The sequence below is a fragment of the Ochrobactrum sp. XJ1 genome, assembly GCF_024701725.1.
In the GTDB taxonomy this organism is placed as follows: domain Bacteria; phylum Pseudomonadota; class Alphaproteobacteria; order Rhizobiales; family Rhizobiaceae; genus Brucella; species Brucella anthropi.
The window spans coordinates 20,220-35,880 of record NZ_VDGD01000005.1 but is presented as its reverse complement, the minus strand read 5'-3'; the positions used below and the strand labels follow the sequence as shown (position 1 = coordinate 35,880).

Below are 15,661 nucleotides of genomic sequence, written 5' to 3'. Positions count from 1 at the left end.
GGATGGTTGAACGAACAACGCGTCTTCTTGCAAGACCTACAAGAGCAACGTTTACGGTAAGGCTTTTTTGTCCCTTGAAGAGCCGACTGGCAACACCGGAGCAACGGCGAATGTCCAGCAAGAAAATTGATCGGAAGACAGATCCGCGGAGCAAACGCCTGCTGGGGGCAATTGTCGTGCGGGCAGGCTTGTCGAGTGTCGACCGGGCATTCCTGTTAGGAGGACTGCTGGAAATGGCAAAACTCTCACCCGGAACGCCCGAGTACCGTCGTTTGCGCGATATTGGCGAGATTGCCTTCCGGACCGAAGTGTCACGAGAAGATCTCAACCCGTTTCCTGGAGACCGTAATTGATGGGCAGATCGATACCACTCCCAGGTCTGCTTTTCGCTTTGGTGCCAGTCGTTCTTTACGGCTTTACCTTTTACGTAGCGGATTGGTTTTGGACCGAACTGGCCGCAGGCTTGCCAGGAAAGCTCCAGTACTGGTTTATGCGTGCTGCGCCTGCACCAGTGCTTCTATCGGGGCCGCTTGGGGCACTGCTGATGGTTTGCTTGCTACCGCTGCACCGGCGCCGACCGGTCGCCATGGTCAGCCTGTTTTGCTTTCTGCTTATTGTGGGTTTCTACACGCTGCGCGAGATCACCCGCATATCCCCTTTCGTAGAAAGCGGAGTCCTGCAATGGGATCAGGCTCTATCATTCCTCGATATGGTTACCCTGGTTAGCGTCGCAGTTGGTTTTGTTGTTTCAGCGGTATCCGTGCGCATCTCAAGCGTTGTGCCCGAAACGGTGAAGCGCGCCCGTCGCGGAATCTTTGGAGATGCAGACTGGTTACCGATGTCGGCGGCGGCACGGCTCTTTCCTGCAGACGGCGAAATCGTTGTTGGCGAGCGCTATCGTGTCGACAAGGAACTCATCCATGAACTGCCTTTCGATCCAGTCGATCCGTCTACCTGGGGGCGCGGCGGAAAAGCTCCACTCCTGACTTACAATCAGAATTTCGATTCAACCCATATGCTGTTTTTTGCGGGATCAGGTGGATTTAAAACGACCAGTAATGTCGTGCCTACAGCACTTGTCTATAGTGGTCCGATCGTTTGCCTGGATCCGTCATCCGAGGTTGCATCGATGGTAATCGAGCATCGCCGCAAAAGGCTCGGGCGAGACGTCGTGGTACTCGACCCCGCCAACCCGGTTAACGGTTTCAATGTTCTTGACGGGATCGAAACGTCGATAAAAAAAGAAGAAGACATCGTCAGCATCTCACATATGCTGCTGTCGGAAAGCGCTCGCCTTGAAAATTCAACGGGGTCTTTTTTCCAGAGCCAGGCACACAATTTGCTGACAGGACTCCTGGCGCATGTAATGCTATCGCCAGAATTTTCCGGACGGCGCAATCTACACAGCCTGCGTCAAATCGTTTCCGAACCGGAGACAACGGTGCTTGCCATGCTGCGTGACGTTCAGGAAAATTCCGCCTCGACGTTTATTCGCGAGACGCTTGGTGTCTTCGTCAACATGACTGAGCAGACATTTTCAGGTGTCTACTCTACCGCATCGAAGGATACCCAGTGGCTATCCCTCGCAAATTACGCGTCCCTTGTCTGCGGTGACAGTTTTAAACCAGCACAAATAGCCGAAGGTGAAAAAGACGTATTTCTCAATATCCCCGCATCGATCCTTCGCTCCTACCCGGCAATCGGACGAGTAATCATTGGCTCGTTAATCAATGCAATGATAGAGGCGAATGGCGCATTCCGGCGACGGGTTTTGTTCATGCTCGATGAGGTCGATCTGCTTGGCTATATGCGCATACTGGAAGAGGCACGTGATCGAGGGCGCAAATACGGAATCAGCTTGATGCTGATGTACCAGTCCGTTGGCCAGTTGGAACGCCATTTTGGCAAAGATGGTGCAGTTTCATGGATCGATGGATGCGCATTCGCGAGCTATGCTGCGATCAAGGCGCTCGATACCGCGCGTAATGTGTCAGCGCAATGCGGGGAGATGACGGTAGAAGTGAAGAACAGTTCACGCAATACAGGATGGGATAAGAGCCATCTTTCCCGAAAATCTGAAAGCATCAATTTCCAGCGTCGACCGCTTATAATGCCGCATGAGGTTACCCAGTCGATGCGCAAGGATGAACAGATCATTATTGTACAGGGGCACCGCCCCATCCGCTGCGGTCGGGCTATTTATTTTCGACGCAAGGAAATGGACATGACCGCCGCAGTCAACCGGTTCGTTAAAACCTCCAAAAGTCAGTAGCCCGTGCAGGCGTCAGGACCAAAACAAAGTTCACCGGATTCGATACGCTCATTGACCTGGTTGAGCTTCAGTTCCGCCAACGAAAGGCGCATTCGCAATGTAGTCTCCCCTTTGGACCCGATCACGATCACCCTTTTGAACTATGGGAGGGACCGTAAAGAACATCGAAGTTTCGACAATAAGTGGCGTGGTTCCTCCCAATGGCAAACTGATGATTATTGCTCCGCTGGATGAACAGCTTCTTATCGAGGCTCGCATTCTCCGCGTGACATTGCCTACATCCATCCCGGCCAGCCCGCAACGGTCAAGATAACAGCCTGTGACTATGCGATATAGGGCAGCTTAAAAGGGAAGTGGGGAGTATTTCACCCGATACGATTCAGGATGAAGTCAAGCCGGAGGAATTCTACTATCGGGCTTTCATCAAGACAGATGCACTTTTTAACAAAAAGTGGCGAACGTTTTTCAATCGTCCCGCGCATGGTAGCTGCCATTGATATCAATACAGGCAGCAAAACAGTGCTGGATTACCTGATTAAACCTTTTAACAGAGCACGCGAGGCATTGCGCGAGCGATGGTCTCGACCATCAGTGGAATGCTGAAAATATAAAGATGGATTCTCTGGAGCCAAACTGCTTCTGTACTGTCCACACCGCACCAGAAAAGCTGGCAGCCTCAATTCACACGAGCCTGAAATCCTGCGTTTGACCAAAAGTGGCGGGATTTGCCAATCGGCTCCCTGACAATATTGCCAGGGAGCTCTGATGCAGATGTTTTTTTGCCGGCTGCGCCGCGGAACGCGCGGCGACTTGCTACTGGATAAACAATCCCACGCCCGGTGCAATCGGCAGACCGAGTTCCATCCAGAGGATAAGGAACAACAACCACGAGACAAGAAAACCGAGTGCGACGGGAATTGTCATCGACGCAAGTGTACCGATACCCGCATCCTTTTGATACCGCTGCAAGAATGCGAGGCAGACCGCGAAATAGGGGCTCATCGGCGTCACGATATTGGTGGAGGAGTCAGCAATGCGGAAAGCTGCCTGGATGAGTGCCGGTTCGAAACCAACCAGCATCATCATCGGCACGAAAATTGGTGCCATCAAGGACCACTGTGCAGACCCCGACGTGATAAACAGGTTCATGACAGTAGCCAGTACGACAAACGACACCAGAAGCGGGATACCGCCAAATCCGCTGGCATCGAGCATGTGAGAGCCGCCTACGGCGATCCACTCGCCCAGGTTTGTCCACTTGAACCAGGCAAGGAACTGCGAAATGGCAAAGAACAGAACCAATGTCGGTGCAAGCTCCTTCACTGCTTCTGCCATGAAGTTTATGCCATCTTGTGAAGTTTTGATTTTACCGACAGTCCGGCCATAGATCCAGCCGAGGAAGAGGAAGAATATGGCAAAAATAGCCACTGCGCTTTCCAGTAATGGTGAAGGCACCAGTCCACCATTTTCATTGCGAAGCGGCGATCCGGCAGGCACTACGGCTGCGACTATGATGGCTATGAGTGCCAGCGTTGCCCAGCCAACGCGCTTCAACCCTTTCAGCTCCAGTTCACTGACAGGATGAACATCGAGCACCACGCTACCACGATAGGTGCCAGCCATGGGTTCAACAATTCGCTCGATAATGAATGCACCAACAATTGAAAGTATGACCGCTGAGGATGCAATGAAATAGTAGTTGTCGATAGGCGATACGTATGCGTTTGCATCGACAGTGTGTGCAGCACTTGTTGTAATGCCTGAGAGTATAACGTCTGCCGGCGTGATCAGCAGGCTCGCATCATAGCCAGCTCCGACAGCTACATATCCTGTCACTGCACCCACCAGAGGATTCCGGCCCATTGCCTGGAAAATCATCGCTGAAAGCGGGATGAGGATTATATAGGCCGCATCAGACGCAACGTGGCTGCACATGCCAACCAGAAAAATGACGAATGTAGTCAGATAGCGAGGGGCCTTCATCACGCTGACCTGCATCAGTGCAGCAATAAGACCTGTCTTGTCCGCAACTCCGATGGCAAGCATGATAACGAGCACCACGCCGAGCGGTGGAAACATCACAAAATTCTTGGCCACGGTGGTCAGAGCAAATACCAGTCCTTCGCCAGACACGAGGCTTTTGACGGTGACGCTTGCGCCGGTTTTCGGATTTACTCCTGATACGCCGTAGATTGCCAGAACCCATGATAAAAGCGCGACGACAACACAAAGAGATGCGAAAAGGATGACAGGATGCGGCAGTTTATTGCCCGCCCGTTCGATCGCATTGAAAAAACGTTGCATATTAATTCTTCCCTTCCAGGCCCTGTACTGTCCGATCCGCACCTTGTAATGCGGTTCCTCCCGACAGCGCAGGGTCGGCATCATGATGAATGGCTTCAAGCAGAGGGGTTAAACCGCAACCTGAAGCCGGCTTTTCAAGGATTTGTTTTGAGGCGCTGTTCAGCTATTGCGACGAACATGCCTGCCGCCACCGGCAATATCTCGTCGCGATAGTTGTAATGCGGATGGTGGAGGTAGGCGCTATCTTCACCGTTACCGACAAAGAAGAAGCAACCGGGAATCTTTTCCAGATAGAATGCAAAATCCTCCGCACCCATCGTGGGCAATTGATGCATGAAACCGGCGTTTTCAGCGCCGAATCTCTCGACAGCAACCTTTATTGTAAAGTCCGTTTCATCGCTGTCATTGACAACAGGCGGAATCCGCATTGTCTGTTCCAGTCTGACGCTTGCACCATAGGCCTCGCAAGTCTGCGCAACGACCCGGCGAAGTTCCCTGTCGATTGTCGCTGCAGCCTCAGGCGAGCCATCACGCGTGTTGATCATCATTGTTGCCTGGCCTGGAATGACGTTGTGACTATTGCCGCCATGGAACTGGGTAACCGTAACGACACCTGAGTCCAGCGGTGACACGCGTCGAGCAATGACACTTTGCAACGATTGAATAACTCCTGCTCCGATAAATACCGGATCGATGGCCAGGTCGGGGCGGGAAGCATGACCACCCTTACCCGTTATGGTGACCTCATAAAGCGAACTTCCACCCATCGCAGGTCCGGCCTTAGCAAAGACCCGCCCTAATGGGTAACCGGGCCGGTTATGATAACCAAAAATGGTCTCGACCCGGTCCAGCGCACCTTCTTCGATCATGCGTGCAGCCCCAAGGCCGCCTTCTTCTGCTGGCTGGAACAACAGCGTAATCCGACCAGAAAGATGCTCGTGATGCCGCGCAAGTCTGTCCGCCGCCAACAACAGCGAAGCAGTATGCCCGTCGTGGCCGCACGCATGCATTTTGCCGGGTGTCTTCGAAGCGTAAGTCAGGCCTGTTTCTTCCTGGATAGGCAATGCGTCCATATCGGCACGAAAGCCGATTGAGGAACCGGGGCGCCCTGTATCAAGGATGGCAAGTACACCCGTCTGGGCGAGACCGGTTTTGACCTCATAGCCGCGCTGTTTCAGGAATTCAGCGACCAGATCACTCGTTGCATGTTCCTCATACTTGAGCTCGGGATTGCTGTGCAATTGTTGGCGAATAGCCGTTGCATCGGCAATGGCCTCACTGGTGAAAACAGACATTAAAACCTCCCTGAAAGCGAAATATCGGGACGTTAAGGGCCCTCGATCCTCAGTTCAGGCTTGATATCAAGCGGATAGACATGCCACAATTTCATAAATTAGTTCATATCGTTGCGTTTTTGGCAAAGCAGAAAGGCCGTTATGCAGCACATTGCCTTGCGCTATTTTCTGGAGGTAGCCCGAACAGGCTCGATAACCGAGGCCTCCGCACAGTTGAACGTCTCGGGTTCAGCGATCAGTCGCCAGATATCGCGACTGGAAACCGAGCTCGCTGTGGAACTGTTCGAACGCAGACCGCGCGGGATGGTTTTGAGCCCGGCAGGCGAACTGCTGGTCAAGCATGTCAGGCGTATCGCATTGGATACCGAACGCGCTTTGGCTGACGTGCGGGAAATGCGCGGACCACAGCGCGGGCTAGTGCGTGTCGCAACTTACGAGGGCTTCGCGGTCGACCGCCTGGCGCGTATCATTGCTGATTTTCGTGAGCAGTTTCCGGGCGTTCTTTTTCATGTGTGGGTGGGAAACTCGTCAGAAATTTGCGAACGCGTCAATGAAGGCAACGCTGATATCGGCATTACCTACAGTTATTCCGCACCTGCCGGGGTGAAAATCGAGCGTATCGCCAGAAGGCCAATGTACGCCCTGATTCCACGGTCCCATCCGCTGGCCCGGCGGAAACAGGTTACACTTGCAGATCTGTCAACAGAACCGATGGCCATGCCTGACAAGGGTCGAACCCAGCGCCAGCTCATCGACACCGCTCTGGCTACCAAGGGACTGGCAATGGATCCCGTTTTTTCCACCAATTCCATGGCAACTCTGAAAGTATTCGCCTTCGCTGCGGAAACGATTATGTTTTCCAGTTCAGCCGGCAGCAAGGACAATACCCTTCCGGAAAATATTGTTGCCATTCCTGTAGTTGACGAGACCATGAAAGCCAGTGTGCTACAAATTGTAACCATGCAGGGACGAAACCTTCCGCGAAGCATTGCCGCATTTCTGGACTTCCTTGGTCAATCGGTGATTGAGCGCTGATCGTGGCTGGAGCATTAGATTACAGTCAAACCGAGATTGAAGTTTGCACGATACTCTGCGCGGATTTTGTGGCGGAACTGCCTTTTGCGAGGCAAAGTGCTTGCATCCTTGGCTGGAGCAAGAAAGACGACACCCATGAATTTCAGGCCTAGCTTTCCATCTCGTCGCGAAAGTAAATCTCCGTAGCCCTGAAAGATCCGTCAATTCGCCTGCATTGAACCACGATATCAATGGCAATCTTAAGTGACGAAAGCACTTCGACGCGCTCAAGAGCACGTCCCGCCTCCGATTCTTTGACAAGGGTGGCGAGTTGCTCGAATGCGAGTTGTGTCGATCCGGCATGAACGGTGGTGATCGAGCCGGGATGTCCCGAGTTCACGTTTCGGATATAATAAAATGCAGTACCATCCCTCAGTTCCTGCAAAAGAATACGGTCCGGTCGCATGCGAAGACAGGATTCCAAAAGCTCGCGGGGGCCGACCCCGGATAGCCCCTGCCCGCCCTTCGAATAGAACAGACGGACATGATTGGGCTGAGGAATAACCAGCTCTGGTGTGTCCTCGATCGAAATCACTCGTTCGTGATGGGGGATGTGTTTGATCAGGGCCTTTGCAAGGGTTGTTTTGGCAGAACCCGTAGCGCCGGAAATTACGACATTCTTACGAGCAATGACAGCGTGCCGCAGAAACAACTTATACTCACCGTTGCGATATAACTCCGCCAGTTTGGTTTCTGGTCCTGAACAGGCTGCGCCTGTGCTTCTCGCTTCGGAAAAGAAGCCGTTATCTTCCAAATCCTCAAGTGCGAAATCAACAGATGAAGGTTTGCGGATCGTGATACTGACCGTGGCATTCGTGGTCGCAGGCGGTATGACGATTTGAATGCGTTCATCGTCTGGAAGTGTCGCCGAAAGAATTGGCCGCTTTTCATCGATAGACTGGTTCGAGAAGGTAGCAACGGCCCTTGCAAGACGCATGAGCTTTTCGAAGGTCAGACCCGGCGCATCATGAGAGCACCATCCATCGGGTCCTTCTGTCAGTACCTGCCCAGGCTTATTGATGATCACTTCATAAAGCGACCTGTCCTGGAGAAAGATTGCAATTGGTGACAAAAGTTCGCGAACGACTGCCGCATTCGTGCTGTCCATCCATTACTTCCTTTACTTCGTCACCACTTTCGATTCCGGCTTGAAATCACCCAGCACAGCCCGATCGAAGATGCGGTTTTTCGGTTCGGCAACGCGAAGGCGATAAACATCCGAAAAATCGAGATCACGGGCCACGAAGATGGAGACGATCTCGCCCTGGTGCTTGTTTAGCGTTGGGGGAATATCGATCGATTTCTCGACTGCGATTGCCGCTGCGTGCTGACCGGCGCTCATGGTGTTTTGCGCTTCGACACCGCTATTCTGCAAACGGTTGCTGGCATAGCCGGTTGCGTCGCCCACAATCGACAAAAGCAGCGCACTGCCGAAGCGTTCCCACCAATGCCTGTCGACATGGCCATCGAAACCAGAGCGTCCAAGCGCGTCGGTCGCGGGAGATGCCAGCGTGATGATCACGCCTTCGGGCGTCTTCGCTCTATTCCACAAAACGAGCAATCGTTTCTGGCCGCGCTGAAGCCCTCCGCGGAACTCTCCAACGACCTGCGTCCCCTTCTCCATCAATACCACCCTGCCATTGTCGGAGAGGACGTCCCTGTTAATGATGCAACTCGTGAAACCTGGTTGATCGGAAGCGAGTGCGGTTTCGAGTACGCAAGGAATTGAGTTTCCCATCGCGACGATGAAATTCCGATTGCCAAGCGTTCCCGCGCGTGCGCCTTCAAGACGTGTCGGTCGCAATAGACTATCGAACCGTTGCTCGTCGTTGCTCACCTGACCCTGGCTCATCGCGTTGCTATCGAGCGGCAAGAAGTTGCCATCTATCGATTGTGCCAGATCGTCACCGGCTCGCCGTACTGGTGACTTACCCCGCTCCCGGCTATAGGCCAGAACAGGTGCCCGACGTGCGGAATCGAGCAGCTTGTCTTCCATTTCCGGAACAGGCTCCAATGTGGGTATTGGAAGCACCGTCTTTGGCACAGGCACAGGCGAAACTGGCTCTGCCTTCTCCTTTGCTGGCTCAAAAGCGTTGGTTTGGCGAATGATCACACGCTCAGGGTCGGTGCGTTGATCCTTGTTGTCGTTTCCGGAAGTAGACCATACGGCAAAGCCGATAAACGCCACTACTGCGAGTGCAATTGCGCCGCGTTTGACAACCGGATTGCTGTCGATGCGCTGATCGGTGATCGTCTCGGCGCGCTCTCCGGGGATACGGGCTTCTTCTTCGTCTGCCATGTTTTCCCCCTTCATTGTTCCGCGGTCTCGGATCTCACGACACGTTCTACGGAGGGTGACGTGGTGTTGGTATCCGGATTGATGCCGACGCGGCTGTAGGCTTCGTTGAAGACACACAAAACGTCCTTGCCGCGGCGCAGGATGAACTTACTGCTGATCGCGTGAACCATGACTAGATTGCCGGCGACGGATTTCGACACCAGGCTTTCTGAGCCATCCGGGTTTTCGATATAGATTGCCGGCATTTCCTGGTTGCCCACGAAAGCGAAAGTCGTGATCTTGCCGTTATCGTAGACGCTTTGCGGTTCGAGCGACTGGGACCCCTGCGCCGAATAACGCCAGTTACGAGGCCCATAGGCTTCATGGAGGGCCAGCAGATCGTCAGCTTCCTCCGCCTGTGCAGCGCGTGCACGTGCTGCAGCTTGCTGTCGTCGCGCGTTTGCTTCATCTGCGGGATACCGGAATTTCAAATAGAAATAGGTGTTCTGACCAACCTCGACGGTCCCGTCACGCGCGGTCAATTCCATCTGGTAGCTGCGAGTGGAACCGTCGCGTCTGGTCGTTACAACGGAAATGTTGGTGACCGGCTGTTTTTCGCGCGGCTTTAGAAACAGAATATTGCCGGCTGGTGCAACTTCCCAGGCGACACTGTTGCCAAGCGCGACATGGGCGATCTCTTCGTCTGCAGCAAACTCAACCTGAACAGAGGATCGTAACGAACCAACGATCCTGGTGATGTTGAAGGGCTGATAATTGACGAAGCGGACGCGGCTATCCTGCGAGGCACTGTGCGGAATCTCGAGTGCATGCCCCGGAAAGGCGGCTCCTGAAAACAGTGCAGATAAAAGGACTGTCTGTCTTATCAATTGATCGCCTCCGGATCCGAACGATATTCGCTAACCGCAAAGCCAAGCGGGTTCACAAGACGGTCCGTGGAGGACATGGGTGCATTGGCGTAGGCATAGGTCAGGCTTGCGATCCAGTGTGTCGTCCGGACTTCATCACCTCGAGTGACAGTGCGCATATAACGCACGGACGCTACGTTCTGATTTATAAGCGAGATTGAAGCGATCCTGATTTTGGTCGTCGCCGCACGCCCATAGATGACTTGCGGCGAACCCGGATTGCTACCGCGATAGTGGCTCGCAAAGCGATCCTGTTCCGCTTGCGTAGAGAGGAGCGCGACCGTCCTGAAATTTGTCTGTGCCTCACTCCAGACATAACCTTCTCGGGCACGAACATATCTCGCGGCAAAATATTTTGTCACCGCTTCATCGTAAGTCCCGGCGGTCGAAGTCAGCGCCGAAACCACATCGACGATACCGGTCGAATTGTCGACACGAACAACGAAAGGCTCCACCGTTTTCAATGGTGTCAACGCAGCAACTGCAAGGATCGAGACGACCGCAACCAGACTTGCTGCCAACGCGATAGACCAGGCCAATCGGTTCGATCGCTCTATCTGGATCATCCGCTCCTGGTCAAAACGGCGCGCTTTTTCGAAGTAGGATTTGAGGCTTTCAGTCGTAACCATCTCCTCACCCCGCGCAAGAACGATGCGATGCAGCGATATCGAGATGGGCAAACGCCGCAGGTTCTTTGCCCTGCTCAACGTAAGGCAATGCTGACATTGATGATCTTGTATCCTGGCGATGGGGTTTCAGGTTTCGGTTTTCATCCCATTCCCACATAGCGCGATTGAGTGGACGGCGGATCTGGCCATCGCACTTCGGCAAGGGATAGTTCAACGATGCGCAGCCGCCAAGCAATGCGGCCAGCGCAATGGACCAGAAAAATCTGTTCATCGGAAAAGACCTCTTCTTTCGATAAAGTCATGTGTTCGTACCTCTGGGGCCAACCGTTCGGCCCACTAGACGAACAGTGCGTTTAAGGGCGCGCCCGGTACTTCTGGTGCTGCGCGCAAGCATACCCTCATGAGCATCACGCGCTGTGCTGTAACCATAGGCAAGCGATGCGCCTCCGGCAGCGAGCGCCGAAGCAATATGTGGGAGTTGATAAAAAACGTAGAGTGCGGCGATCCCGATTGCGCAAAGGGCAATCGGACGCATGAGGACGTCGGAATAGGCATCGATGGCAGTAAAGGTGGAATCGATACACGAGATCAGCAACGATCCCACCGCAACGACGAGGACTTGCAGAATGACGAAATTGACGAGTTGTCCGATCCAGGCCTCGGTGAAACGCCTTGTGGACTGAAACAGAGCCAGTGCAACGAAGATGGGCCCGACCGCCAGTATGATTGCCAATGCCAGACGCGCATAAAGCGAGACGACATAGCCAATGCCGGCAACCAGAAAGCTCACCGCGATCACCAAAATTCCTGCAACGCCTGTAACAATATCGATGGGCCAGGAAGCGCGCGACCAGATGTCGGTGGCGGACGCCTGTCCCTTGTCCAGAAGACTGTCAAAAGTGCTGGCACCTGGAGCCGGACCAGAGTTGAGTGCCCCGGCAATTTCATGCGGGAGCACATTGAAGAAAACGTTCGTGACGTAGGTCTGGTAATCGCCGGCGTTCTTGACCAGCGTTACGATAATCGCGAGCTTGATCGCCCGGAACACGAATTCGAGGATCGGCTCGCTAACCGAGCCGCGCAGTACCAGATAACCATAAAGCACGATGTATAGGGTGACGGCAGCGGTCAACGGGCCTGTTATCCATTGTGCGATGTTCAATGTTCCATCCGAAACAAACGTTTCCAGTGGTTGTTTGAACTGCCCGTCGATGAAGTCGAACACCTGATACATCGCATCAATTCCCCAACGTTTCGCGCATCTTGCCGTAGCCTTCGTTTTCCGTCCGCCGCTTCGGCGTTCACATACCCTGGCGTGCCGCGCAGTTGGCCCGGATCATTGCGGCATTCAGCAAGGATGCGGTTGAGCAGCGTCTCGTCCGCCATCAGCACCTCAACGGGAAGGGTTGGATTTCTTTCTTCAGAGCAGCCAGTCGCACAGACAAGGACAGCAATCGAAACAAGCCGTTTCATTGCAATACCGCTTTCATCGAATCCATGCGCTTGCGCCAGTCTTCGGCCTTGCGTTGTTCGTCGACCCGGGTTTGTGTGCGCTGAAGCATTTGCAGACCTTCCATTCGCAAGACATCTGTCTGGAGGAATGCCTGTTCGGCCTGAAGCCGGGCCTGGAGGTCAGCGATCTCCTTGGCATCGCCGGCGGAAGATATTTTCTCTCGCAACTCATCGATCCCGTCGATGCGTTTGGTAGCTACATCGTAGATCTGCTGACCTATACTCATCTGCCCGGCATTATTGTTCTGAATGCGCGATAACTCCTTTGCGTAGTAATCGTCGGCGTCGGTCCGATAGCGGGAATTGCCTTCGAGAAATTTTGAAGCAGATTGTCCGATCGAGCCTGATCCGTCGCCCTTGAACAAGCTTTCAATGGCTGCGAAATCTGGAGGCAGCGCCTTGCGAATGACCGGATCGTTAAGAACGCTGGCAACATCGGCCATGTCGGTCAGTTTGTTGAGCGAACCATAAAGTTGCTGCGCCTGCTCGATCTGCTGATGGAGCGCATCGAGTTGCGATTTCAGTTGCGCGATACTCTCCATGTGCTTGAGGATTGATGTTCTGTCGATGACAGGAATTCCTTCACCACTCGCAGTCCCGGCTGAGAAGATCAGCGCCGCAACAATGGCCACACACCGAATTTTATCCGCAATCATCAGCTTGCACTCCTTCGTTTCTGGAAAAGGGGCATCCAGTTTTCAAGCCCGTCGCCGACTTCACTTCGAATTGCGTCTGCAAGTTCGACATTTGCAGTTCGACCGGAAAGAATGGCGAGTTCATCGTCAAAGCCGTGGAGGTTCAATTCGGCGACGACGCTGTTATGACCTTGCTTGAGAACGAAGCGGCGGCTTTCGACGCTCAGTTCGCGTGCGATCAGCTCGTACTCACGTTCTGTCAGTTTGAAACCGTCGACGTAGTCGGCATGGCTTCCGCGTGCGTTCGGAAGAAAAATTTGCGTCGGACACTGCTCTATGATGGTGTGGGCGATCGATGAGTTGATGACGTCGCGAGGGCTTTGCGTCGCAAATAGCATAAGGCCATTTTGCTTGCGGATCGTCTTGAGCTTGTTCTGTGCAAGGTCGAGGAAGGCGTCATCCTGTAAAGCCTTCCAGAATTCGTCAATGACGATGACAATGCGCCTACCGTCGATGAGTTGCTCCACGCGGTAGAAAAGATAAGCCATCAAGGGCGAGCGGATTTCCTCATTATCGAGGAAGTCGGTCATATCGTACCCGACCAACTTTCCACCTGAGCCGAATTTTCCGAAACCGATTTCCTCATTGGCATTGTCGAAGACCCAGCCAAGCGGCCCTCCGCTCTCCCATCGGCGCAACCGGGCGGCGATGCCTTCGGGGTTCGTATTGTCGAGGAAAGTCCGGAGCGCACCGATCGTACGTTGTTCTACCGGAAGATCCGCAAGCCCATCGATGGCGGAGGCAATGTCGCGCAGTTCGGTGACAGACAACTGCCCCGACAACGACCCCACCAGCTTTCCAATCCAGTCTGCGAGGAAGATCTTGTTTTCTGGCGTCAGGTCGAGTGCCTTAAGTGGCGCACAACCGGTGGGCTCGCCGTTTTTAAGCGGATGATAGGTGCCACCAGCAGCTCGGATGTAGAGAGCGGCGCCGCGGTCCTTGTCGAAAAAGATCACGTGCGGATCGTGCTTTTCAAGCTGGGACAGCATGAAATTGAGCAACACGGTCTTGCCCGCGCCCGATGGTCCGCAAATGAAAGCGTTGCCAAGATCACCGTAATGGAAATTGAAATAGTATGGCGAACCGGATGCAGTTTTGAGGAGCGCGACGGCAGCGCCCCATTCGTTGTCGTCCTTCTGGCCGCCTGGATAGGAATGGAACGGCGACAATGCTGCGAAATTCCGCGAGCTGATTGCACCGGAGCGCGCGCGATATCTGAAATTGCCGGGGAGTTGAGCCCACCATGCAGCTTCAAGACCAAGGTCTTCGCGCGCAACAACAGCACCGCCATTGGTGAGGCTTGCGCGCGCTTTTGCGAGGTGGTCGCTCAGTTCTTTTACTGAAGAGGCAAACGCTGCCAGAGTCAGATGATGCTCGCCGAGAACAAAACGGTTGGATTCCAGATCGTCCATGGCGTCGTCGAGCTCTTCGATCTGTGAAGCAGCCTTGTCGCCGCTGCTGAGCATCTGATTTTGCTTGCGCCCCATAATTGTACGGGCGTCGGCCTTGGAGACGAAGGAAAAGGATTGCGACAAAATCAGTTCGAAGGGGCTAATCAGGACAGCATCCAACATGCCCGGCTTCGTGGTAGCGGGATATTCCTTGAAGCTCAGCATCCCGGTAAAACGGCTTTCAGCCTCGTGCCGGATTTCGATTGTCTCCCGACCGAAAATAACACGATCAGAATAGATCGCCGAGGCAATGCGTCCCTCTGTGAGCGGGACCGGCTCCCTTCGTCCGCCGACGAGTTGATGCAAGACCTCGCACGGTTCGGAAAAAAGCAGGCCATCGGCATCGTACAGCGATAACACTCGCGGCTCGAAGCGTTTCAATCCTGCTGTTATGTCCACCGCCTTGTCGCGGAGTTGTTTCACCGCCTCTTGGTCGAATTCGATATCGCCGTTGCGCGCACGGACGAGACGCGAAAGCAGGTTTGCTGCTTTTTCGGCAGGATCGCGCAGCGGTGACCAGACGATCGTCAGATATAGATCGTTTCGAAAAAGATCTTCGCTCACCATTCGCTGGCGATAATTTTCGTTGAGTTGAGCGGAGAATTTCGCTTTAAACTGTCCGTCGGGATAGGTCTTGTCACGCCGACGGATCAGATGGGTCCATAGTGCGAGTCGCTCGTCGGAAATGTTCCTGTACAGCGTGTTGATATCGCGGTGCAGAGCATTGATATCCAGAACATCTGCGGTTTCGAACGAAACGCCTTCAAGTGCAATCATCGCCATGAGCGAACGCGAGTTCAAGGCGATTGTCGTTTCATCGACGTGACGCACGTAAGGAATGAAGGTTTCAGGACCAGGCTCCCGGGATTTGAAGATTGCGATATCAGGCAAGACCAAGATCCCTTTCGTCAAACCGGCGGTAGAGACTGAGCGGAGTGATCGAGCTGCCACCCCACAGGGAGGTGTTTCGCGACCGGCCACGCGTCTCGACCCAGGCTACGGCGATACGAAACATGTTGTAATCGTGCCTGACGAGCGCGCGGAAGATGCAATGAAAAACCACACCTACGAGCGCATAAGCGACGGAACCGGCTGCGAGATAGAAAATCGTGGTTGCGATGACATTCATGCCCATGGCTTCCATGGTGACACCTGCGAACATGGCCGGTCGGGTGCAGGCAATGAACAGGGTGTCTTCCTCAAGCGCTGGCCCTGAGATCGACAT

The 15,661-nt window shown here is 53.9% G+C and carries 15 protein-coding genes; 3 read left to right on the top strand and 12 right to left on the bottom strand.

Annotated features, from left to right (window positions below):
* Window positions 1–110 precede the first annotated feature (110 nt).
* Window positions 111–353 carry a conjugal transfer protein TraD gene (locus tag FG152_RS09960; RefSeq protein ID WP_151665411.1) on the top strand — a complete coding sequence of 81 codons (243 nt, stop codon included), beginning with the start codon at window positions 111–113 and terminating at the stop codon, window positions 351–353.
* Complete coding sequence (gene traG / locus FG152_RS09955; RefSeq protein WP_498986556.1) at window positions 353–2,272, top strand: Ti-type conjugative transfer system protein TraG; 1,920 nt, start codon at window positions 353–355, stop codon at window positions 2,270–2,272. The genes FG152_RS09960 and traG overlap by 1 nt, the downstream gene beginning before the upstream one ends.
* Before the next feature lie 813 nt (window positions 2,273–3,085).
* Here the strand turns inward: traG and FG152_RS09950 are convergent.
* Both FG152_RS09950 and FG152_RS09945 read right to left on the bottom strand, forming a co-directional pair.
* A complete protein-coding gene (locus tag FG152_RS09950) occupies window positions 3,086–4,576 on the bottom strand; it encodes an AbgT family transporter (RefSeq protein WP_176036947.1) in 1,491 nt (496 codons plus the stop codon).
* Between the two features lie 134 nt (window positions 4,577–4,710).
* Entirely contained in the window at window positions 4,711–5,871 is a 1,161-nt protein-coding gene (locus FG152_RS09945; protein ID WP_151576692.1) for a M20 metallopeptidase family protein, read from the bottom strand.
* A 141-nt stretch (window positions 5,872–6,012) separates the two neighbouring features.
* Between FG152_RS09945 and FG152_RS09940 the strand changes: the two genes are divergently transcribed.
* Window positions 6,013–6,906: a LysR family transcriptional regulator gene (locus tag FG152_RS09940; protein ID WP_204157840.1), complete on the top strand. Its 894-nt coding sequence runs from the start codon at window positions 6,013–6,015 to the stop codon at window positions 6,904–6,906.
* A gap of 148 nt (window positions 6,907–7,054) precedes the next feature.
* On the opposite strand, the gene virB11 is transcribed toward FG152_RS09940, so the two are convergent.
* From virB11 to FG152_RS09890, 10 genes are read right to left on the bottom strand one after another with little or no spacing between them, the layout of a single operon-like run.
* The gene (gene virB11 / locus FG152_RS09935) at window positions 7,055–8,053 is read right to left on the bottom strand and encodes a P-type DNA transfer ATPase VirB11 (RefSeq protein WP_213506875.1); all 999 of its coding nucleotides are present in this window, start codon (window positions 8,051–8,053) and stop codon (window positions 7,055–7,057) included.
* 12 nt (window positions 8,054–8,065) lie between these two features.
* Entirely contained in the window at window positions 8,066–9,244 is a 1,179-nt protein-coding gene (gene virB10 / locus FG152_RS09930; RefSeq protein ID WP_213506861.1) for a type IV secretion system protein VirB10, read from the bottom strand.
* 11 nt (window positions 9,245–9,255) lie between these two features.
* Window positions 9,256–10,110, bottom strand: a complete 855-nt coding sequence (gene virB9, locus FG152_RS09925) for a P-type conjugative transfer protein VirB9 (RefSeq protein WP_498986327.1) — start codon at window positions 10,108–10,110, stop codon at window positions 9,256–9,258.
* Window positions 10,107–10,778, bottom strand: a complete 672-nt coding sequence (locus FG152_RS09920; protein WP_025091594.1) for a VirB8 family type IV secretion system protein — start codon at window positions 10,776–10,778, stop codon at window positions 10,107–10,109. The genes virB9 and FG152_RS09920 overlap by 4 nt, the downstream gene beginning before the upstream one ends.
* 4 nt (window positions 10,779–10,782) lie before the next feature.
* Window positions 10,783–11,049: a hypothetical protein gene (locus tag FG152_RS09915; RefSeq protein ID WP_213506859.1), complete on the bottom strand. Its 267-nt coding sequence runs from the start codon at window positions 11,047–11,049 to the stop codon at window positions 10,783–10,785.
* Between the two features lie 27 nt (window positions 11,050–11,076).
* Window positions 11,077–12,012, bottom strand: a complete 936-nt coding sequence (locus tag FG152_RS09910) for a TrbL/VirB6 family protein (protein WP_151607143.1) — start codon at window positions 12,010–12,012, stop codon at window positions 11,077–11,079.
* The gene (locus FG152_RS09905) at window positions 11,937–12,251 is read right to left on the bottom strand and encodes an EexN family lipoprotein (RefSeq protein WP_498986320.1); all 315 of its coding nucleotides are present in this window, start codon (window positions 12,249–12,251) and stop codon (window positions 11,937–11,939) included. The genes FG152_RS09910 and FG152_RS09905 overlap by 76 nt, the downstream gene beginning before the upstream one ends.
* Window positions 12,248–12,946 carry a P-type DNA transfer protein VirB5 gene (virB5, locus tag FG152_RS09900; RefSeq protein WP_151614543.1) on the bottom strand — a complete coding sequence of 233 codons (699 nt, stop codon included), beginning with the start codon at window positions 12,944–12,946 and terminating at the stop codon, window positions 12,248–12,250. Before virB5 ends, FG152_RS09905 begins: the two co-directional genes overlap by 4 nt.
* A complete protein-coding gene (locus FG152_RS09895) occupies window positions 12,946–15,327 on the bottom strand; it encodes a VirB4 family type IV secretion/conjugal transfer ATPase (RefSeq protein WP_498986314.1) in 2,382 nt (793 codons plus the stop codon). The genes virB5 and FG152_RS09895 overlap by 1 nt, the downstream gene beginning before the upstream one ends.
* Window positions 15,320–15,661, bottom strand: coding sequence for a VirB3 family type IV secretion system protein (locus FG152_RS09890; RefSeq protein ID WP_010660275.1), 342 nt, complete (start codon window positions 15,659–15,661; stop codon window positions 15,320–15,322). Before FG152_RS09890 ends, FG152_RS09895 begins: the two co-directional genes overlap by 8 nt.

Bases quoted from the DNA above. Each gene is read 5' to 3' on its own strand.
- virB11 (WP_213506875.1), bottom strand. From the start codon at position 8,053: ATGGACAGCACGAATGCGGCAGTCGTTCGCGAACTTTTGTCACCAATT.
- FG152_RS09945 (WP_151576692.1), bottom strand. From the start codon at position 5,871: ATGTCTGTTTTCACCAGTGAGGCCATTGCCGATGCAACGGCTATTCGC.
- FG152_RS09910 (WP_151607143.1), bottom strand. From the start codon at position 12,012: ATGTATCAGGTGTTCGACTTCATCGACGGGCAGTTCAAACAACCACTG.
- FG152_RS09915 (WP_213506859.1), bottom strand. From the start codon at position 11,049: ATGAACAGATTTTTCTGGTCCATTGCGCTGGCCGCATTGCTTGGCGGC.
- virB10 (WP_213506861.1), bottom strand. From the start codon at position 9,244: ATGGCAGACGAAGAAGAAGCCCGTATCCCCGGAGAGCGCGCCGAGACG.
- traG (WP_498986556.1), top strand. From the start codon at position 353: ATGGGCAGATCGATACCACTCCCAGGTCTGCTTTTCGCTTTGGTGCCA.
- FG152_RS09920 (WP_025091594.1), bottom strand. From the start codon at position 10,778: ATGGTTACGACTGAAAGCCTCAAATCCTACTTCGAAAAAGCGCGCCGT.
- virB5 (WP_151614543.1), bottom strand. From the start codon at position 12,946: ATGATTGCGGATAAAATTCGGTGTGTGGCCATTGTTGCGGCGCTGATC.
- FG152_RS09950 (WP_176036947.1), bottom strand. From the start codon at position 4,576: ATGCAACGTTTTTTCAATGCGATCGAACGGGCGGGCAATAAACTGCCG.
- FG152_RS09960 (WP_151665411.1), top strand. From the start codon at position 111: ATGTCCAGCAAGAAAATTGATCGGAAGACAGATCCGCGGAGCAAACGC.
- FG152_RS09905 (WP_498986320.1), bottom strand. From the start codon at position 12,251: ATGAAACGGCTTGTTTCGATTGCTGTCCTTGTCTGTGCGACTGGCTGC.
- FG152_RS09890 (WP_010660275.1), bottom strand. From the start codon at position 15,661: ATGTCGATCTCAGGGCCAGCGCTTGAGGAAGACACCCTGTTCATTGCC.
- FG152_RS09940 (WP_204157840.1), top strand. From the start codon at position 6,013: ATGCAGCACATTGCCTTGCGCTATTTTCTGGAGGTAGCCCGAACAGGC.